Origin of the sequence: Selenomonas sp. F0473 (genome assembly GCF_000315545.1) — a bacterium.
Taxonomy (GTDB): domain Bacteria; phylum Bacillota; class Negativicutes; order Selenomonadales; family Selenomonadaceae; genus Centipeda.
In genome coordinates this window covers 613419-633396 of record NZ_JH992902.1, presented here as the reverse complement: position 1 = coordinate 633396, position 19978 = coordinate 613419, and the positions used below count along the sequence as shown (strand labels likewise).

Sequence of the window (19978 nt, the reverse complement as noted above, 5' to 3'; positions counted from 1 at the left end):
CCCGTGACGGATACGGTCGCGGAAAAGTTAAAATTGCTCCCCGATTCTCCGGGGGTCTACATTATGAAGGACGAACGCGGCAGGATCATCTATGTGGGCAAGGCGATTGTCCTCAAGAACCGCGTGCGGCAGTATTTTCAGAGCAGCCGCAGTCAAGCGCCGAAGGTGCGCGCGATGGTGTCGCATATCGCCGATTTTGAGACGATCATGACGGCGAACGAGGTCGAATCGCTGATCCTCGAGGCAAATTTAATCAAAAAACACCGGCCGCGGTACAATATTCGGCTGAAGGACGACAAGAGTTATCCCTATGTCAAGGTGACGCTGCAGGAGGACTTTCCGCGCGTCTTCATCACGCGCCGCCTTGTACGCGACGGGGCGCGCTACTTCGGCCCCTATACGAATGTGACGGCGCTGCGGGACAGCTTAAAGCTCCTGAAGCGTCTTTTTCCTCTGCGCACCTGCCGCAAGATGCCCGATCGTCCCTGTCTCGAATATCATATCAAACGTTGTCTCGCGCCCTGCGTAGATAAGATAACGAAAGAGGACTATGCTGCGATGATCCGCGCCGTACTGCTCTTTCTTGAAGGGAGGACGGACGATGTGGAGCGGGAACTCGAGCAGCGCATGCAGCTGGCAGCTGAGGCCTATCACTTTGAAACGGCGGCGCGCCTGCGCGATCAGCTTGCGGCCGTGCGCAAGGCGGCCGAGCGGCAGAATATCATTACGGGCGCGGGGGACCAGGATGCCGTCGGCATGGCGCGCTCCGCGGCGGGCGTCTGCATGCAGATTTTCTTCATCCGCGGCGGAAAGATGATCGGCCGCGAGCACTTTCTCCTGCGCGGGAGCGAGGAGGAGCGCGACGAGGACATTCTGCGCGCCTTTCTCGAACAGTATTACAATGCGGCGACCTTCGTACCGCGCGAGGTCTTGCTCCCATATGCCGTCGACGCGGAAGAGCAGCGCGTCATCGAATGCTGGCTCGCGGAGAAAAAGGGCGGCGGGAAGGTCGCGCTTCTCACGCCGCAGCGCGGGACAAAGCGCGATATCGTCGTCATGGCGACGGGGAACGCGGAGAAGTTCCTCACCGACGAGGAGGCGCGCCGCAGCCTTTCTGATGATCAGACGATGGGCGCGGTCGAAGAACTCGGACGGTATCTGGGACTGAAAAAGCCGCCGTATCGTATAGAGTGTTTCGATATCTCGCACAATCAAGGGCAGGAGACCGTCGCCTCGATGGTTGTTTTTGAGGGCGGTATGCCGAAGAAGTCGGACTACCGCCGCTTTAAGATACGGAGTGCGGAAGGCAGCCCCGACGATTTCCTCTCGATGCGCGAGGTGACGACGCGCCGTTATGTCGAACTGACGGACGACGAACTGCCCGACCTCATCATTATCGACGGCGGCAAAGGGCAGCTCTCCTCCGCGCTCGAGATCATCCGAGGGGCGGCGGGACACAAGGATGTTCCCGTGGTCGGACTTGCCAAACGGTTCGAACTGATCTTTATCGAAGGATCATCGGAACCCGTAGAGCTGCCGCGCCGCAGCGCCTCGCTCTATCTCGTTCAGCGCATCCGCGACGAAGCCCACCGATTTGCGATTACCTATCATCGGAACCTACGCGGAAAGCGCAATCTTGTTTCCGTTTTGGATCACATCGTTGGGATTGGACCCAAACGTCGGCAAAGCCTCCGCGCGCATTTCGGAACAATTGAAAAGATGAAGGCGGCCAGCCTTGAAGACCTCAGTTCTATTCCCGGAATGAACCGTCCTTCAGCCGAAGCCGTATTTCATTTCTTCGAAGCGCAGCGGAATCTGCGCGGAAAATGATGGAATGATAAATGATAGGATCGTCCCACCAAAATGACGAACTGCATCATTGTGAAGCAGTTCAGATTATTATAGAATTATCAAAAAGATTTGAATTGACGACACTCTTAAAAAGGAGGTGTCGTACTGTGACCGTCTTTCCACGTATTTTGGCTGCAAGCGTACTGATCCTTTTGGCAGGTGCGCTTACAGACTGCGGCAGCGCTAATCGGCAGCCCGAGGCGGATGATAATACCGTCGTTGTCTATAACTGTAATACGGAGGACTGGACGGCACCTATCGCAAAAGAGTTTCAAGAACAGACCGGTATCCGCGTACAGCTCGTTGCCGGCGGCTCGGGAGAGTTGGCGGCGCGTGTGCGTACCGAGAAGGAAGCCCCGCTCGGCGACGTCATATGGGGCGGCGCGGCAGATTCCTATGTCGCTTTGGAACCTTATTTGGAGCCCTACGAGTCTCCTGAAAAAACGGCGATAGATCCCCGTTTTGTGCGGGAAAATAATACTTTTTACAACGTGACGATAGATCCCTACGTCATTGCGTACAATACGGATCTTGTCAGCGAGGCGGATGCGCCGCGGGGCTGGCGGGATCTGCTTGATCCGAAGTTCCGCGGGCGCATCGCTCTCGCGGATCCTGCGAAGTCGAGTTCAGCCTATGCGCTTCTGTTTACAATGGCGGACGTGCTCGGCGACACCTCCGTGATCGGTCGGCTTGCGGATCATCTTGAAGGCAAGATTTTCGGCGGTTCCGCAGCACAGATCAAGGCGCTTGCCGACGGCGAATATGCCGTTACGGCAACCTTTGAAGCCGCGGTGATGAGATATATTGCAAACGGCGCGCATATGAGAATCGTCTATCCGGAAGAGGGGACGGAAACCTCCTCGAGCGCCATCGGCATCATTCGAAACGCCAAACATACGGAGAATGCTAAAAAATTCCTCAATTTTGTGATGAGCAGGCAGGTTCATGAACGCTTCGGCGACTATGAACGCCGCTCGACCCGCGCCGACATTCCGGTGCCGACGAATCTCCGCCCTCTGTCGGAGATCCATACCACACCGTTTGATACGCAGCGTGCCGTTTCCTTTCGGGACGAGTTCCTAAGCAAGTGGCGCGCGGCGATTATCAAATAAATCCCCATTTCCCCCATCCCCCCATTCCCATATTTTCCCCTTCCAAGACCGTCACGATTCGTGGCGGTTTTTCCAATTTCACACTGCTTTGCACTTGACATTATCCTAATTTGTCTTTATTCTGTAAGTTAAGACATTGAATGCAATTCCCTTCGTATTCCTTGTTTACCGCCAGAAGGATAGGACTTTGAGCGTCATGAAAACGCATTCGATCGGTTATCAAAAACGGCTGCTGATCTATCTTATGCTTGGCGGCCTATTGCCGCTCCTGCTGGCCTCCGCGATGATCCTCTATACCGCGGACAGCGTCTACGATAATATCCGGGCAAAGAGCGGACGCACGGAGGCACAACGCATCTCGGGGGAGATCGACAATCTCGTCGGCAGCTATGAGCGGCTGATGAACCCGCTGCTTGTACGGCGGGAAACCGTTGATTTCCTTCGCGGTTCGCGCGAAGACGTGGAGCATATCTATGAGAATCTATACGCCATCCTCGCGGGACATGCCGGAGAGGCGTCGATTTACTTGCTGTCCGCCGACGGACGACAGGTGATCGCAACGGACGATGTGCCGCGTTCCTATGCTCTTCCGGAAAACCTCCGCTGGGGGATTCTTGGGCAGGCAAACGAAGCGCATGACTGGGTCGCCGCGGCGGCGGACAAATACGCGGCGGACCGCAGTGAGGTCGTATTCTCGATGGCACATGCGATTCGCAGCGGGGATGAACTCTTGGGATTTGCGGTCATCGATATCAAGCGCGAGGCTCTTGTGCCGCTCATTCAGCGCGCGCAGGAGGGGCGCGAGGGGCAGATCATTCTAACGGACCGCTATCAATACGTTATGCTCAATATGCGGGACCACAGACAGGAAGGTTTTTTGTCCGTACGTCCGACGAACGAGACGCAGGAGGAACCGCTCTTCCGCGACTATATGCACACATCGCGGAATACGGCGTTCTGCATTCATCTGCGCCAGTATGTCGACCGGTCCCCGCTCGACTATCTCGTGCGCCTGATTGTAATCGTCGATGCCGTTGCGTTCTGCGTTACGGCATATCTTGCTTATCGTCTCAGCCGGCGGCTCTGGCAGCCCCTGCACATGCTGACGACGGCGATGCGCCGCGTGCGCAACGGCAATGATTTCTCGGTGCGGGTAGATATCGGGCGCAGCGATGAGATCGGCGAGCTGGCATTGACGTTCAACGGCCTTGTCGATCATGTGCGGACGCTCCTCGCGGAGAACCGCGCGCGGGAACGGAGACTCCGGATCGCTCAGGTCAAGTCTCTGACGGAGATGATCCGGCCGCATTTTATCTACAATACGCTCAATTTGATCAAGTGGAGCGCAAAGCTTGGCGACAGCGAGGGGGCGGCCGATACGGCGGTGCAGCTCGGGAAGCTCCTGCGCGCGTCCGTAAACATGAAGGAATTTGTCACGGTAGCGGATGAACTCGCCTTTCTTCGCACCTATTTAAAGATTCAGCAGCGGCGTTTTGAAGGCAGACTGAACGTTTCGATGCGTGTGGACGTCGCGATCCACAAATACTATGTGCCGAAACTCATCCTGCAGCCGCTCGTTGAAAATGCGATACAGCACGGCCTCGAAGGACTCGAGCACGGCGGCAGTATCACGATTGCCGGGGGAGAGACGGCCGGCTATTTGATTTTCCGTGTGGCGGACGACGGGCAGGGGATTCCGCCCGAGCGTCGGCGCGAGATTCTTGAACGCAGGGACGACAACCGTTTCGGTCTTTATAATGTGCATATGCGCGCGGTGCTCAACGGAGACGAGCGCTGCGGGATTCAGCTGCACAGTGCGGAAGGCGAAGGGACCGAGGCGGTGCTGACGCTCAAAGCATGGGAGGAGGCTCCCCACTATGATTAAGGTGCTGATTATCGACGACGAGCCGCTGCAGCGGCAGGGAATCGTGCGGTTGACGCCGTGGACGGACTTTGATGCCGAGGTGGTCGGCGATACGGGCAGCGGTATGGAAGGGATCCTCCTCGCGCGTGAGCTCCGGCCGGATATCGTCATTGTGGACATCAAAATGCCGGGGCTTTCGGGGCTTGATGTGATTGCGCGGCTCCGCGGGGAGATCGAGGCGGAGTATATCATCCTCTCGGGCTACGGGGAATTTGAATTTGCACAGCAGGCGATTGCGCTCGGAGTCTGCGCCTATTTGCTTAAACCGCTCGACGACGAAGAGTTGGCCGCGGCGATAAAGGCGGGGGCGGAGCGTATTTGCCGACGCCGCATGTGCGCCGATGATGAGCCGGCTGCGGAGGATGGGCCGCCGACCATCCGGATCCCCCGCGAAGAACCCGTGCGCGGCTATCTGCTCCATGCCGTCCGCTATATGGAAGAGCATATGGCGCAGTCGATCACGGTGCGCGACGTTGCGGATGCCCTCGGCATCAGCGTCAGTTATCTGCACAAACTCTTTGCGCGCTGCGGCACGTCCTTCAGCGCTTATCTCACGGATTGCCGCCTTAGATGCGCGGGAAAAATGCTGCGTGAAAGCGACGAGAAGATCTACGTCATCGCGGCCGCCTGCGGCTATCAAGACACGCGGTATTTCAGCAAGATCTTCCGGAAACACATGGGAGCGAAACCGACGGAATACCGCAGCGAAAGAAATATGTAAAAATTTTTTGTTTCCCTCTAGCCAAAACCGGAAAAATGTTGTAATATAATAATTGTTATTGGATAATAACTCTATATGAGTCGCGTATCTCAAATAACGCCGAATCGACTGTGTATTATATGATTACGGGGAGGGTTTTCCATGAAGACATGGGTTTGTACGGTTTGCGGCTGGATCTATGACGAGGCTGCCGGAGATCCCGATTACGATCTCGCCGCAGGTGTGGCATTTGAAGATTTGCCGGAGGATTTTGTCTGCCCGCTCTGCGGCGTGGATAAGACGCTGTTCGAACAGCAAGAGTGAATCCGGACGACGCACACGAAACGAGCTCCGCATATGCGGGGCTTTTTTGTTTTCTATGGGGCGGTTCCGAAAACTTTTTGCTTTTCCGTGAAAAATTTCGTATAATGGACACCGTATTGCTGAATTGACTGTGAGGTGCGCTGTTCTTGGCCGATCGGATTGAGATAACGATAGTGTTCTTTGCTTATATGCTTCTGATGATGGGCATCGGCGTTTACTATTATCGGCGTACGCGCAATATGAGCGATTATTTTCTCGGCAACCGGAAGCTCGGGGCATGGGTCACATCCATGAGCGCCGAGGCCTCGGATATGTCGGGCTGGATGCTGATGGGGGTGCCCGGGTTCGCCTATACTGCGGGGCTCAACGCGGGCTGGATTGCGCTCGGGATCATTCTCGGCACATGGGCGAACTGGCACTTTGTCGCGGGGCCTCTGCGCATCTACACGGAGGCGGCGAACAATGCGCTGACGCTGCCGGATTTTTTCGAAAATCGATTTCTCTCGCATTCCGGCACGCTACGCGTCATTCCGGCCGTCTTTATCCTGATCTTCTTCATTCTTTACACCTCCTCCGGCTTTGTGGCGGCGGGACGCCTTTTTGAGACGATCTTTGGGCTGCCGTACGTGCCGGCTCTTCTCGTCGGGGCGGGCGTCGTGGTCTTCTACACGCTCGTCGGCGGGTTTCTCGCCGTATCGAGGACGGATTTCATCCAGGGAGTGATGATGTTCTTCGCTATTCTCGTCGTGCCGATCGGCGCGGCGCTGATGCTCGGCGGATTCACGGCGACGGCCGAGATGCTCTACGCGGCGCACGCATCCTTTTTTGCGCCGCTGACAAAACCGGACGGTTCCACACTCGGTTTCATCGAATTCATTTCCCTGATGGCGTGGGGAATTGGCTACTTCGGACAGCCGCATATTCTCGTACGCTTCATGGCGATCCGAAACGCCGAGGAACTGCCGCAGGCGACGCGCATCGCGATGGCATGGGTCGTGCTCTCCCTTACGGCGGCGCTCCTCGTCGGTATGGTGGGGACGGTTTACCTTAAGACTTCGCTGGAGGGAACGGCGGCGGAGACGGTATTCCTCGTGATGGCGGGAGAGCTTTTTCCGCCGATTGCGGCGGGGCTGATCCTCGCAGCCGTGCTCGCGGCAATTATGAGTACGGCATCGGCGCAGCTCCTCGTCGCGGCGTCGGCGTTTGCGCAGGACATCTATCGCCGCAGTTTCCGGCGGGATGCGCGACAGGAAGAACTCGTCTGGGTGAGCCGCCTTTCGGTGCTCGCGATTGCGGCGGGGGCCGTCTATCTTGGCCTGAACCCCGATAATTTTATCCTCGATATGGTGGCTTACGCGTGGGCCGGCTTCGGCGCGGCGTTCGGACCGGCGCTTCTGATGTGCCTCTTTTGGCGGCGCACGACCGAGCGCGGCGTGCTCGCGGGGATTGTGACGGGCGGGGTGACCGTTCTCTTATGGAAGCAATTTGCGCTCTTTGGGCTCTATGAAATCGTGCCCGGATTTTTCTTTTCACTGCTCACGATCTATCTCGTGAGCATGAGCGATGCGGCGCCGTCGGCCGCCGTGACGAGGATTTTCGACCGCGTGCATCGGCGGTGACGGGAGCCGGAATTCGTAACGACGGATACGGCTTTGCCGCGGACGCTTTGATATAATGACAGGAGGCATATGATGTCGTTTACGTTCACTCATGTCAATTTCAACGTGCTCGACCTTGCGCGCAGTACGGCGTTCTATGCGCGTGCGTTCGGCTTCGTCGAGAAGCGCCGCCTGGAGGCGCCGGGCTTTACGCTCGTTTATCTGACGGACGGCAGGACGGATTTCGAGCTGGAGCTGACGTATCTGCACGAGCGAAAGGAACCCTACGATCTGGGGGAGAAGGAGTTCCACCTCGCGCTCTATACGGACGATTACGCGGCCGCCCGTGCGAAACATGCGGAAATGGGCGTCATCTGCTATGAAAATGAGGAGATGGGGATTTACTTCGTCGAGGATCCGGACGGGTACTGGATTGAGGTGCTGCCAAAAAATATGTGACGGAAGAGTTTATTTCGTGTATAATGAAAAAGATATGAGATATTCCGTCAAAGAGGGTGAAAGATTATGGGGAAATTGCGGGTGCTGGTGGTCGATGACTCGAAGATCAGCCGCGTGATGATTGCCGAGCATCTAAGGGATACGGATTTTGAGGTGTGCGGGATGGCGGCGGATGCCGCGGAAGCGTTGAAACTCTACGAGGAGATGCGTCCCGACGCCGTAACGATGGATATGAACTTGCCCGATGCCAACGGGCTAGAATGCAGCCGGCGCATTTTTGCCGCGGATCCGAACGCGAAGATCGTTATGGCCAGCGCGATGAAGGATTTGAACCTCATTACGCAGGGGAAGGCCATTGGGATCGGGGCTTTTTTGCAAAAGCCGATATCGAAGCCGGATCTTGTGGACGCGCTGCATTTGCTCTGTCAGGAGGAAGAAAGCCGGCTGACGACATTCCGCGAGCTCTATGCGAAGCCGTTCGGGCGCGCCCTGCAGGAGGGGACCGCAGGCCTTCTGCGCCTTGAGGGAACGGCGGAGATCGCGTCGTATGAGCCGCGTTATCTTGATGTGAGCGGTGCCGCCGTGATTATCGGCATTACGGGCTTTACGACGGGGCGCGTGATTTTCTATCTGGAAGAGCAGGTCATTAAGCCGTTCGCAATGCATATGCTCGGCCGCTCCTCTGTCGAGGAGATTGAGGACGGCGAAGCGGACGACGCGGTCGAGGAGGCCGCAAATATCATCGCAGGGCGAGGGATATCAAAGATCAACAATGTGCTTGAGGGAAAGGAACTGCGTCTGACGCCGCCGGGGACGATCCGCGGGGCGAAGGTGCATATCGTCAGCCCCCGTATGACGACGTTCTGTATCGGCATGCAGCTGCCGATCGGACCGGTTCAGATGAATGTGGGATTTGCAGAGGGAGAGTAGTCGATGGATGCAAAACTGATCAATCCATTTGTGGATGCCTTTACAACGGTGATGCCGATGCTGGGCTTCCCGGAGCCGACGCGCACGAAACTCTACGCTGCATCTACCCGTGCGAAGAGTCTTGGAGTTTCGGTGTTGGTGGGATTTACAAAGCAGATTCGCGGCAACGTCGTTTACAATATGAGCGAGGATACGGCAAAATTTATCGCCTCGACGATGATGATGGGGATGCCGGTCGAAACGTTTGACGAGATGGCGCAGAGCGCGATCTCGGAACTCAGCAATATGCTGACGGCGAATACGGCGACGAATATCACGGGACTCGGTCTCGACGTCGATATCTCGACGCCGTCGCTCACGGTCGGCAGCGATTTTGAGGTCAAGATCAGCGACGGGCAGTATCTCGTCGTGGAGATGGATCTCAGCGGAAAGCTGGTGGAACTCGATATTGCCGTTGATCAGAACTAGGAAACACGGGACACTTTTTATCGGAGGGACGATTCGGTGAAGGGTGGAGAGGTGCATGTCTCGCTCATAGGGCGGCAGGTGGATGCCGCGGGTGAGGAAAGCCGCATTGCGCTGTCCGTCAGGGGACGGCGTTTTTTGCGTGGAGAGAGCCGATATGTGAGCTATGACGACACGGAGCTGATCGAGGGGGAGACGGTGCCGACCGTGCTGCGTCTCGGTACGGACCGGATCATGCTGCAGCGGCGCGGCGTCGTGCGCTTTGCGCAGCACTTTGCACACGGGGAAGAGCGCCGCAGCAATTATCATACGCCGTATGGAACGCTTCCCATCACGACGCGCACGCGGCGTCTCCGAATGCGGACGCTGCCGGACGGGGCGGAGGAGGCATACATCTTTTACACGCTTTACGTGGACGGCGTGCGGCAGAGCGACAATACGCTGGAAATACGGATCGAGCCGAGATAAAGGAGTTTATTGTGGATATCAAACAGCAGATCGAGCAGGCGATTGGAGAGGCTGCGGCGCGTGCCGTGGCGGCGGGCGCTCTGCCGGAGGCCGGAGCGCTCCCCAAGGTCCTCCTAGAGGAGCCGCCCGATAAGGAACTCGGCGACTTTGCAACGAATTTTGCCATGCAGTCGGCCCGCGTTTTCAAGCGGCCGCCCCGCGTGATCGCGGCGGCGATCAGGGATCACCTGACGGGAGATTGGCTCGATCATGCGGAGGTTGCGGGGCCGGGGTTTTTGAATTTTTACCTGAAGGGACATGTGGCCGCCGATACCCTGCGCGCTATACTTGCCGCGGGGGAGCGCTACGGCACGCTGCCGCAGCGGGATGAGCCGCGCGTGCAGGTGGAATATGTCAGCGCGAATCCGACGGGCCCGCTCCATGTGGGACACGGCCGCGGCGCGGCGGTCGGTTCGGCGCTTGTGAACCTGCTGCGCGCGGCGGGCTATGCCGCAGACAGCGAGTACTACGTCAACGACGCGGGGAATCAGATGCAGCTGCTTGCCGTTTCTGTGAACGCACGCTATCTTGAACTCCTTGGGCGGACGGTGATATTTCCCGAGAACGGGTACCATGGGGCGGATATCACAGAAACGGCGCGGCGCATCATCGACCGCGACGGAGATAAATACCTCGCGCTCCCGGAGGAGGAGCGCCTGCAGATATTCCAAGAGGTCGCCTATCGTGAAAAACGCGCGGCGCTCGAAGAGGATCTTGCGGATTTCGGCGTGACGTTCGATCGGTGGTTCAGCGAGCGTACGCTTCATCCGGATGCCGTGCGGCGCGTTGTGGATGTCCTGCTGGAGCGCGGCGCGGCCTACCGCAAGGACGGCGCGATCTGGCTGCGCTCGACGGACTACGGAGACGACAAAGACCGTGTGATTTTCCGCGAGAACGGCGTGCCGACCTATCTTGCGGCGGATATTGCCTACCATGAGGATAAATACGCGCGCGGGTACGGCCGTCTCGTTAATATCTGGGGCGCGGATCATCACGGTTACGTCGCGCGGGTCAAGGCGGCGATCGCGGCGCTCGGACATGATCCGTCGCGGCTGACGGTGCTGTTCCTGCAGATGGTGAGCCTCTACCGCGACGGTCAGCTCGTGAAGCTTTCCAAACGTACCGGTGAAACAGTTACGCTGCGCGAGCTGATGGAGGAGGTCGGCGTCGATGCGGCACGCTATTTCTTCATCATGCGGTCGCTTGACAGTCAATTGGACTTTGACCTCGACCTTGCGAAAAAGAGATCCAACGAGAACCCTGTCTACTATATTCAGTATGCGCACGCGCGTATCTCGAGCATTTTCCGCCAAGCGGATGAGCTTGGGCTCGTGCCTGCGGACGGCATGGAATTGGAACTCTTAACCGATGAGACGGAGACCGCGCTCATCAAGAAGCTTGGGGCCTATCCCGAGGAGATCGCCCGTGCGGCGGCCGAATATGCGCCGCAGCGCATTGCGCGGTACAGTCATGAGTTGGCGAGCGCGTTCCATTCGTTTTACAACCAATGCCGCATTGTCGGGCAGGCGCGGGAACTCGCGTCCGCGCGTCTCGCGCTCGTTGCCGCGACAGGACATGTCATCCGCCACAGCCTTGGGATCCTCGGCGTCTCGGCGCCGGATAAGATGTAATCGGACCGTCAGAAAGGAGCGTTTTCATGGATTTTGAACATATGTCGGAGACGGACATCGCCTATCATATTCTCGTGGAAAAGAAGGAGGCGACGCATTATAAAACGCTGATCACAGAGGTGATTGAAGCCAAGCATAAGCCCGTACAGTCGCTTGCCATGGCAATTTCCGAGATCTATACGATGATGAATATGGACAGCCGGTTCCACTATGAGGGCGAGAGCAAATGGGGCCTGACCGAATGGGTGCCGCCCGAGGTTAAGCGTTCCTCGGCACGCACTACGGGCGCCGCGAAGACCGGCGCCGCAAAGGCCGGCGCCGCGAAGGAGACCGCGCGGAAGAAGAAACTCGAAAGCATTCAGAACTGATAGAGGCAGAGCGGAGGAACGGAATGGCAAAGTATATTTTCGTCACAGGCGGCGTTGTTTCATCTCTCGGCAAGGGCATTACGGCGGCCTCTCTCGGCCGTCTGCTCAAGAATCGCGGTCTGAAGGTCACGATCCAGAAATTTGATCCCTACATCAACATCGATCCGGGGACGATGAGCCCGTATCAGCACGGCGAGGTGTTCGTTACGGACGACGGCGCGGAGACGGATCTCGACCTCGGACACTATGAACGGTTTATCGACATCAATCTGACGAAGCGGTCGAACATCACGACCGGAAAAGTCTATTCCAACGTGCTCAATAAGGAGCGTCGGGGGGATTATCTCGGCTCTACGGTGCAGGTGATTCCCCACATTACGAACGAGATCAAGCAGCGCGTTTACGATGTGGCGAAGGCCGACAACGCGGACGTCGTCATCACCGAGATCGGCGGTACGGTCGGCGACATCGAGAGCCTGCCGTTCCTCGAGGCAATTCGCCAGGTGAAAAAGGAAGTCGGAAAGAATGACGCGCTCTATATCCACGTGACGCTGCTGCCGTATATCAGCGCGGCGGGGGAGCTCAAGACGAAACCGACCCAGCACAGCGTTAAGGAACTGCGCGCGATCGGCATTCAGCCGGATATCCTCGTCTGCCGTACGGAGCAGCCCATTCCGCGCGATATGAAGGAGAAGATCGCGCTCTTCTGCGATGTGGATGCGGACGCCGTCATCGAAAACCGTACGGCAGCAACGATCTACGAAGTCCCTCTGATGATGCAGCAGGAGGGGCTCGACCGTATCGTGCTCGAGAAGATGGCGATGGATTTTGACCCTTCCAATATGGACGCGTGGGCGCAGATGGTCTTTAAGATCAATCATCCCACCAACAAGGTGAAGATCGCCGTCGTCGGGAAATATGTCGCGCTGCCGGACGCCTACATGTCCGTGACGGAGGCGCTGCACCACGGCGGTATCGACAACGACGCCCAGGTCAAGATCGCATGGATCAATGCGGAGGAACTCGAGCGTGCGGATGCGGATCTCGATGAGATCTTCGTCGGCTGTAAGGGGATCCTTGTGCCGGGCGGCTTCGGCGACCGCGGCGTGGAAGGGAAGATCCGCGCCATACGCCATGCCCGCGAGCATGAGATTCCGTTCCTCGGGCTCTGCCTCGGGATGCAGTGCGCCGTGATCGAGTTTGCGCGCAATGTCTGCCGGCTGCCGGAAGCGCACAGCACGGAGTTCATCCCGGAGACGCCGCATCCCGTGATTGCCCTCATGGAGGAGCAGCAGGGCGTGGAGGCGAAGGGCGGGACGATGCGCCTCGGCGCTTATCCCTGCGTGCTTGCCGAGGGCTCGCGTTCATATGCGGAATACGGCGAGACGGAGATCAGCGAGCGGCACCGGCACCGCTTTGAATTCAACAATGCCTATCGTGCGCGCCTGACGGAGGCGGGGATGGTGATTGCCGGGACAAGTCCCGACGATCAGCTTGTCGAGGTGGTTGAGATCGCGGACCATCCGTGGTTTGTCGCCTCACAGTTCCATCCGGAGCTGAAGTCGCGGCCGAACCACCCGCATCCGCTCTTTGCGGGCTTTGTCCGGGCGGCGCTCACTGTCGGGAAATGAACGCGCTCTTTTCTCTTTTACGAACGGACGCCGCTGTGCGGCGGCTGGAGGACACGCTTTCGGCATCGCCCCGACAGGTGCTTGCGCACGGCTTTGCGGGATCGTTAAAACATGCGGCTGTTGCCGCCGCCTATGATGCGGCGCCGCGCCCCTTGGCCGTCATTGCGGCGGGGCGGGACGCAGTGCGTGCCTGGCAGGAGGATCTTACGGCGCTGCTGCCGGAGGCGGATGTCTATGAGCTGCCCGAGCTGGATCATGCCTTCTCCGCCGTACCCGGCGCCGCCAAGAGCCTAGAGCGCTCCGCGCAGCGTATGAACATCCTCGCGCGTCTCCTGCGGAACGAACCGATCATCGTGCTTGCGGATATCGGCGCGGCGGCGCAGAAGGGGATGAGCGCGGCGGAGTTTTCGCGCGCCGCGCTCTCTCTGCGGCTCGGGGATATGCTTCCGCGGGAAGAGCTTCTGGCGCGCATGCTGCGTCTCGGCTACGAGCATGCGCCGGAGGTCGAGCACGTCGGACAGTTCAGCCTGCGCGGCGGTATCGTCGATATCTTCCCCGTCAATGCGCTCTCTCCGATCCGTATCGAGTTCTTCGATGCGGAGATCGACTCGATGCGCGAGTACGATGCGATGACAAAGCGTTCCATCAAAAATATCGGCACGGCTTCCGTCATGCCGCTGTGTGCAGCGGACGATGAGGGGGAGGCGTGCTTTTTGAGTTATCTCGGCGCGGCGGGCATCACCGTATTCGACGAACCCGCGCGCCTTTTTTCTGCGCTCCGTGACGCCGTACAGGAGGATGCCGTACGCGCTGCCCGCATGTTCCCATGGGAGGAACTCGTTGCCGCCGGCAGTGCGGGACATGAGATCTTTGCGAGTCTGATGAGCCGCAGGATTCCCAGCACAGAACCGGATGCGCTCATCGGGTTCGAAATGGTTCCCATGACGGCGTTCCGGCGGCAGTTTTCGATTCTCGAGAGTGAACTGCGCCGCTATGCCGCGCAGCAGGCGCGCGTTCTCATATGCGCCGGCAGCGGCGATCGGGCGAGCGTCGTGCGCGATATGCTTGCGGGGTGGAAGCTCCCCGCGGCCCTCCTGCGGCGAGAGACGGATGCGGCGCCGGGAAAGATTGCCGTTACGAGCGGAGCGCTGCGCGCGGGCTTTGAGCTGACGGCTGCCAACGCGGTTGTGCTGACGGAACAGGACATCTTCGGGCGGCATAAGGCCAAACTGCGGCGAAATGCGGCGGCGGGAGAGCGCATCCGACATTTCCGTGAGATTGCCCCCGGCGATTACGTTGTGCACGTTTCGCACGGGATCGGGAAATATCTCGGCGTGGAGACGCTCGAGGTTGCGGGCGTACATCGCGACTATCTGCATATACAGTATGGGGGCGACGATAAACTTTTCGTGCCGACGGATCAGGTCGGCCTCCTCCAAAAATATATCGGTGCGGAGGGGGCCGCGCCGCGCCTGCACCGCATGGGGACGGCGGATTGGGCGCGGGCGCGCGCCAGAGCACAGAAATCCGTCGAGGATATCGCGGATCGGCTGCTCGACATCTACGCGAAGCGCGCGCTCGCCGCAGGACATGCCTTTACTCCGGACGACGCGATGCAGCGTGAATTTGAAGAAGCGTTTCCCTACGAGGAAACGGAGGATCAGCTGCGTGCCGTCGCGGAAATCAAACGGGATATGGAGAGCGAGCGGCCGATGGATCGCCTGCTCTGCGGCGACGTGGGCTTCGGGAAAACGGAGGTTGCCGTCCGCGCGGCGTTTAAAGCGGCGATGGACGGCTTTCAAGTCGCCGTGCTCGTGCCGACGACGGTCCTTGCGCAGCAGCATTATCAGACCTTTGCCGCGCGTTTTGCGGAATTTGCGCCGAAGGTGGATGTAGTCTGCCGCTTCCGTACGCCGCGGGAACAGGCGGAGACGCTGCGCGAGGTGGAGCGGGGGCGTGTGGACATCCTCATCGGGACGCATGCGATCCTGAACCGTGGACGCGTCCGTTTTCGCAATCTCGGGCTCCTCATTGTCGATGAGGAGCAGCGTTTCGGCGTGACCCAGAAGGAGCGGATCAAGGAGTTCGCGGCAGGGGTAGATGTGCTGACACTTTCGGCGACGCCGATCCCGCGTACGCTCCACATGTCCCTTGCGGGCGCGCGGGACATGAGCATCATCGAGACGGCGCCGGCCGATCGTCTGCCCGTGCAGTCCTACGTCGTGGAGAGCAGCGACGCGATGATGCGCGGTGCGATCGAGCGCGAACTCTCGCGCGGCGGGCAGGCGTATTTTATCTATAACCGCGTGGAGAGCATCGACCGGATGCGCGAGCATCTCCTGCGTCTCGTGCCGAAAGCCCGGATTGCCACCGCGCACGGGCAGATGAACGAGGACATCCTGGAGCAGGTTATGATGGATTTCTACGAGGGGCGTTATGATATCCTGCTTGCCACGAGTATCGTTGAGAACGGCATCGACGTTGCAAACGCGAACACGATCATCATCTACGATGCGGATCGCTTTGGTCTTTCGCAGCTTTATCAGATGCGCGGACGCGTGGGGCGTTCGTCGAAGATGGCGTTCGCCTATTTCACCTATCGCCGTGATAAGATGCTGAGCGAGACGGCGGAGAAACGTCTGCAGGCGATGAAGGAGTTCGCGCAGCTCGGGTCGGGCTTTAAGATCGCGATGCGGGATCTCGAGATCCGCGGCGCGGGGAGCCTTCTCGGCGCGCAGCAGCACGGCCATATCGCCGGCGTCGGTTTGGAGATGTATGTGAAACTGCTCGAAGAGGCGGTGGCAAAACGGCGCGGCGAAGCACCCGATACGCCGGAGGTCGAGACGGTGATCGATCTGCCCGTAGAGGCATATCTCGACGGCAGTTATATCGAGGATGCAATGCATAAAATCGAGATCTATCAAAAGATCGCGGCGGTGCGTGACGACGAGGATCTCGACGCGCTGCTCGACGAGCTGATCGATCGGTTCGGGGAGCCGACGCCCCCAGTGCTGGCGCTCCTCGATATTGCGCGCATCAAAAACATTGCGCGCGGCTTTGGGGCGCGCAGCATTACCGTGCAGGGAGAGGCCTTTGACGTCGGTCTGCCCGAGGGGGAGAAACTTCCCCTGCCCGCACTGATGCGTCTTGATCGGAGCTATGGACGGCGCATCGGCCCGCTGCCCGAAGGCGCGGGCTACCGCATTCGCCTTCTGCCGAAGGAACGCAGGCATATATTGGATACGGCACTCGAGATCGTCCGGATGATATCCGAGGAGTGAAATATGATACGGCATAAATTAACTGTGGCGGGGCTTGGTCCCGGCGCGGAGGGATTCATTACGCGGCAGACATGGGAGAAAATCGGAGAGACGCGGCACATCCGCCTGCGCACGCGGATTCATCCGACCGTTGCGGCACTTGATGCGGCGCACATATCATATGAGAGTTATGATGATTTTTACGAAGAGGCGGAGGATTTTGACACGCTCTATGAACGGATCGCAGAGGATCTCATTGCGCGTGTCCGGGAGGAGGACGTTCTCTATCTCGTGCCGGGCAGCCCCTTTGTCGCCGAGCGCACGGTGCAGATGCTGCGCGTACGTGCGGCGGAGGAGGGGATTCCTATCGAGATTCTGCCTGCCATGAGCTTTTTGGAGCCGCTCTTCGGCGCGCTTGGCATAGATCCCGTCGACGGTCTATCGATTGTGGATGCCGCGGATGAGGATTTCATTGCGGAAGGACTACAGCAGGATACGATCGTGACGCAGGTATATTCGCGTGAGATCGCCTCCACGCTAAAACTGCTGCTGATGGAACATCTGGAGGATGCATGCGCGGTGTTTTATCTTCATCACCTCGGTCTGCCTGACGAACGCATTGCTCGGATCGCTCTTTTTGAACTCGATCGGCAGGAGGACATCGATCACTTAACGACACTTTTTATCCCGTATCCCCCTTCTTTTTGAGAACAATTAGGTAAAAAAACAACTTTTTTTGCAGAAAAACAGCTTTTTTTACTTTTCCCCCTTGATTTTTCTAGGTAATTCTGTTAAATTCTCTCATGACGGTGCGACCGTCAGGGTCGCAGGGAAAAGAAAATATCTTAAAGGAGGATGCTACTTTGAACAAACAGGAATTAGTCGCAAACGTAGCAGAGCAGGCAAATCTCACGAAGAAGGACGCCGAAAAGGCAGTCAACGCCATTTTTGAGACCATCAAGGGCGCGCTTTCCAAGGCCGACAGGGTTCAGCTCATCGGTTTCGGAACATTCGAGGTAAAGAAGCGCCAGGCTCGCAAGGGCCGCAATCCGCGGACGGGTAAGGAGATTCAGATCCCGGCTTCGAAGACGCCTGTGTTCAAGGCTGGCAAGGCTCTGAAGGATTCTGTGAACTGAGCCGATATGGCGTGAGACCGGGTTCCCCCTATGGGGGAATCCGGTTTTTTTCGTCTATGAGGTGAGGGAGCATGAAAGAAAGTATTTTCTCCTCCCGCGCGTTCGCGGGAAAGAGCGCGCTGATCTCGGGCGGAACCTCGGGCATCGGATACGCCGTCGCCGAAATCTTTCTCGCGGGCGGCGCGCGCGTCGCCCTGATGGGCCGCAATCCCGACCGCGGGACAGACGCATGGAAACGGCTTGCAGGCGATGCGCGCGCCCTTTATTCCGCCGGAGATGTGTGCCGGTCTGCGGACTGCCGCGCCGCGGTGGAAGAGACGGTTCATGCCTTCGGAGCGCTCGATATCCTCGTCAACGCGGCGGGGATTTATGCCGACGGGGCATTGGAGTCCCTCTCCGACGAGGCGCTCGACGAGCTGATCGACGTCAACGAGAAGGGCGTCGCCCGGCTGACCCGGGAGGCGCTGCCGCATCTGCGGAAAAACCAGGGAAATATTGTGAACGTCGCGTCCGATGCGGGGCTGCGCGGAAATTATTTCTGTGCGGCGTATGCCGCGACGAAAGGCGCGGTGATCGCGTTCACACGGTCCCTTGCCCTCGAGACGGCGCGGGACGGGGTGCGTGTGAATGCCGTTGCGCCCGCAGATGTGATGACCCCGCTTACGGAGCGCCAACTGGACCCGCATCTGCCGCGCGAGGACCAGCTTCGCACGATGGCGCGGCTTTATCCGATGGGGCGTATCGGGATGCCCGAGGAGGCCGCGGCCGTTATCGCATTCCTCGCGTCGTCGGCGGCGGCATGGGTGACGGGCAGCGTCTATACCGTAGACGGCGGATTAACGGCATGAGGCGTGAAAAAAGTTTTGTCCGTCGCAATAAATTGTGATACAATAAACGTATTCGACTGAGGAGGCGATCATGGAGCGCGCCCATATTCTCATTTTGACCGCCTCCATCGGCTCCGGCCACACGCGCGCCGCCGAGGCGATTCATGCGGCACTCGCGGCGCGCGCGGGAGATACGGTACGCGTTTCGGTCGTCGACTTTATGGCGCGGGACGTTTCCCCAATTCACTATCTCATGAAGCGTATCTATCTCATGATGCTGCGCTTCGTTCCCAACCTGTACGATGTGTTCTTCCGCGTTGCGGGGCGCGCGTCGAGCGGAGGGATCGTACGATCTGCGTTTGCGCGGGTGATGGTGCGGACGGCGGGGCGGCTGATGCGCGCATATGAGCCGGATCTCGTCGTCGCGACGCATCCCTTTCCGGAAGGGGCGGCGGCGCTGTGGCGGGCACGGCACGGTGGATCGTTTCTGCTTGCCGCTTTGCTTACGGATTATGCGCTGCACCAGATCTGGCTCTCGCGCGGGGTGGATCATTACTTCGTCGCGACGGAGGCGATGGCGGAGCGGATGACGGCGCTCGGCTTTGAGCCGGCCGCCGTCCATGTGACGGGGATCCCCATCGCCCCGGCAGAGCGCCGTACGGATCGCGCGGCGGCCAAGGAACGCGCCGAAATCCCGTCGGAACTGCACGCGATCCTACTGATGGGCGGAGGACTTGGGCTCGGCGATATCGAGCGGACGCTTGAGGAACTCGAGAGCGTCGAAGAGCGCCTCGCCGTTCTCGTCGTTGCGGGGCACAATACGGCGCTCGCAGCTTATGCGCGCCGCGCTGCGGCGCATGCGCGGCATGTGATCCGCGTTTGGGATTATACGAGCGAGATATGTCTGCTCATGCGTGCGGCGGATCTCCTCATCACGAAACCGGGCGCACTGACGATCAGCGAGGCCTTTGCGGCGGGATTGCCGCTCCTCCTGCACGATCCGATCCCGGGACCCGAGACGGAGAACGCCGTTTATGCGACGCGGCGGGGGGCCGCCGTTTGGCTCCATCCGGGTGAAAAGCTGGCGCCGGCCGTTACGGAGATTTTGGCGCATCGCCTTCCCGCGATGTCTCGGGCGGCACGCGCCTGTGCGCGCGAAGGTGCGGCGGAAGAAGTTGCCGAGATACTCATGCGGATACTCACGAGGAAGAGAGGTAACACGGATGTCACGGAGAAGAAGACCGTCTAGGAGACC

General features: G+C 58.9%; 18 protein-coding genes. All 18 read left to right on the top strand.

Annotated elements, in window-relative coordinates; all coding sequences use genetic code 11:
- The first annotated feature begins 3 nt into the window (after window positions 1-3).
- The 18 genes from uvrC (at window position 4) to HMPREF9161_RS02885 (ending at window position 19972) form a co-directional block, all read left to right on the top strand.
- Window positions 4-1830, top strand: a complete 1827-nt coding sequence (gene uvrC, locus HMPREF9161_RS09860; RefSeq protein WP_009728197.1) for an excinuclease ABC subunit UvrC — start codon at window positions 4-6, stop codon at window positions 1828-1830.
- Window positions 1831-1958: 128 nt separating this feature from the next.
- A complete protein-coding gene (locus HMPREF9161_RS02965; protein ID WP_009728196.1) occupies window positions 1959-2963 on the top strand; it encodes an ABC transporter substrate-binding protein in 1005 nt (334 codons plus the stop codon).
- Between the two features lie 196 nt (window positions 2964-3159).
- Window positions 3160-4848, top strand: a complete 1689-nt coding sequence (locus tag HMPREF9161_RS02960; protein ID WP_009728195.1) for a sensor histidine kinase — start codon at window positions 3160-3162, stop codon at window positions 4846-4848.
- On the top strand, window positions 4841-5608 hold the full coding sequence (locus HMPREF9161_RS02955) for a helix-turn-helix domain-containing protein (protein WP_009728194.1): 768 nt from the start codon (window positions 4841-4843) through the stop codon (window positions 5606-5608). Before HMPREF9161_RS02960 ends, HMPREF9161_RS02955 begins: the two co-directional genes overlap by 8 nt.
- Before the next feature lie 141 nt (window positions 5609-5749).
- On the top strand, window positions 5750-5911 hold the full coding sequence (locus tag HMPREF9161_RS02950) for a rubredoxin (protein WP_009350476.1): 162 nt from the start codon (window positions 5750-5752) through the stop codon (window positions 5909-5911).
- A gap of 146 nt (window positions 5912-6057) precedes the next feature.
- Window positions 6058-7530: a sodium/proline symporter PutP gene (gene putP / locus HMPREF9161_RS02945; RefSeq protein WP_009728193.1), complete on the top strand. Its 1473-nt coding sequence runs from the start codon at window positions 6058-6060 to the stop codon at window positions 7528-7530.
- A 72-nt stretch (window positions 7531-7602) separates the two neighbouring features.
- Entirely contained in the window at window positions 7603-7968 is a 366-nt protein-coding gene (locus HMPREF9161_RS02940) for a VOC family protein (protein ID WP_009728192.1), read from the top strand.
- 66 nt (window positions 7969-8034) lie between these two features.
- On the top strand, window positions 8035-8898 hold the full coding sequence (locus tag HMPREF9161_RS02935; protein ID WP_009728191.1) for a response regulator: 864 nt from the start codon (window positions 8035-8037) through the stop codon (window positions 8896-8898).
- A 3-nt stretch (window positions 8899-8901) separates the two neighbouring features.
- Complete coding sequence (locus tag HMPREF9161_RS02930) at window positions 8902-9366, top strand: chemotaxis protein CheX (protein WP_009728190.1); 465 nt, start codon at window positions 8902-8904, stop codon at window positions 9364-9366.
- A 36-nt stretch (window positions 9367-9402) separates the two neighbouring features.
- Window positions 9403-9831, top strand: coding sequence for a DUF1934 domain-containing protein (locus HMPREF9161_RS02925; protein WP_009728189.1), 429 nt, complete (start codon window positions 9403-9405; stop codon window positions 9829-9831).
- A gap of 11 nt (window positions 9832-9842) precedes the next feature.
- Window positions 9843-11501 (top strand): arginine--tRNA ligase, encoded by a 1659-nt coding sequence (gene argS / locus HMPREF9161_RS02920; RefSeq protein ID WP_009728188.1) that lies wholly within the window; start codon window positions 9843-9845, stop codon window positions 11499-11501.
- 26 nt (window positions 11502-11527) lie between these two features.
- A complete protein-coding gene (gene rpoE, locus HMPREF9161_RS02915) occupies window positions 11528-11869 on the top strand; it encodes a DNA-directed RNA polymerase subunit delta (protein WP_009728187.1) in 342 nt (113 codons plus the stop codon).
- Between the two features lie 23 nt (window positions 11870-11892).
- Window positions 11893-13500, top strand: a complete 1608-nt coding sequence (locus HMPREF9161_RS02910) for a CTP synthase (protein ID WP_009728186.1) — start codon at window positions 11893-11895, stop codon at window positions 13498-13500.
- Entirely contained in the window at window positions 13497-16781 is a 3285-nt protein-coding gene (gene mfd, locus HMPREF9161_RS02905; protein WP_009728185.1) for a transcription-repair coupling factor, read from the top strand. The genes HMPREF9161_RS02910 and mfd overlap by 4 nt, the downstream gene beginning before the upstream one ends.
- A 3-nt stretch (window positions 16782-16784) precedes the next feature.
- A complete protein-coding gene (locus HMPREF9161_RS02900; RefSeq protein ID WP_009728184.1) occupies window positions 16785-17468 on the top strand; it encodes an SAM-dependent methyltransferase in 684 nt (227 codons plus the stop codon).
- Between the two features lie 155 nt (window positions 17469-17623).
- Window positions 17624-17896 carry an HU family DNA-binding protein gene (locus HMPREF9161_RS02895; protein WP_009728183.1) on the top strand — a complete coding sequence of 91 codons (273 nt, stop codon included), beginning with the start codon at window positions 17624-17626 and terminating at the stop codon, window positions 17894-17896.
- Between the two features lie 71 nt (window positions 17897-17967).
- Window positions 17968-18744 carry an SDR family NAD(P)-dependent oxidoreductase gene (locus tag HMPREF9161_RS02890; protein WP_009728182.1) on the top strand — a complete coding sequence of 259 codons (777 nt, stop codon included), beginning with the start codon at window positions 17968-17970 and terminating at the stop codon, window positions 18742-18744.
- A 70-nt stretch (window positions 18745-18814) separates the two neighbouring features.
- Window positions 18815-19972: a glycosyltransferase gene (locus HMPREF9161_RS02885; RefSeq protein ID WP_009728181.1), complete on the top strand. Its 1158-nt coding sequence runs from the start codon at window positions 18815-18817 to the stop codon at window positions 19970-19972.
- The last annotated feature ends 6 nt before the right edge of the window (window positions 19973-19978 follow it).

Bases quoted from the DNA above. Each gene is read 5' to 3' on its own strand.
- HMPREF9161_RS02885 (WP_009728181.1), top strand. From the start codon at position 18,815: ATGGAGCGCGCCCATATTCTCATTTTGACCGCCTCCATCGGCTCCGGC.
- HMPREF9161_RS02930 (WP_009728190.1), top strand. From the start codon at position 8,902: ATGGATGCAAAACTGATCAATCCATTTGTGGATGCCTTTACAACGGTG.
- HMPREF9161_RS02910 (WP_009728186.1), top strand. From the start codon at position 11,893: ATGGCAAAGTATATTTTCGTCACAGGCGGCGTTGTTTCATCTCTCGGC.
- mfd (WP_009728185.1), top strand. From the start codon at position 13,497: ATGAACGCGCTCTTTTCTCTTTTACGAACGGACGCCGCTGTGCGGCGG.
- rpoE (WP_009728187.1), top strand. From the start codon at position 11,528: ATGGATTTTGAACATATGTCGGAGACGGACATCGCCTATCATATTCTC.
- HMPREF9161_RS02900 (WP_009728184.1), top strand. From the start codon at position 16,785: ATGATACGGCATAAATTAACTGTGGCGGGGCTTGGTCCCGGCGCGGAG.
- HMPREF9161_RS02890 (WP_009728182.1), top strand. From the start codon at position 17,968: ATGAAAGAAAGTATTTTCTCCTCCCGCGCGTTCGCGGGAAAGAGCGCG.
- HMPREF9161_RS02940 (WP_009728192.1), top strand. From the start codon at position 7,603: ATGTCGTTTACGTTCACTCATGTCAATTTCAACGTGCTCGACCTTGCG.
- HMPREF9161_RS02960 (WP_009728195.1), top strand. From the start codon at position 3,160: ATGAAAACGCATTCGATCGGTTATCAAAAACGGCTGCTGATCTATCTT.
- HMPREF9161_RS02950 (WP_009350476.1), top strand. From the start codon at position 5,750: ATGAAGACATGGGTTTGTACGGTTTGCGGCTGGATCTATGACGAGGCT.
- HMPREF9161_RS02935 (WP_009728191.1), top strand. From the start codon at position 8,035: ATGGGGAAATTGCGGGTGCTGGTGGTCGATGACTCGAAGATCAGCCGC.
- HMPREF9161_RS02955 (WP_009728194.1), top strand. From the start codon at position 4,841: ATGATTAAGGTGCTGATTATCGACGACGAGCCGCTGCAGCGGCAGGGA.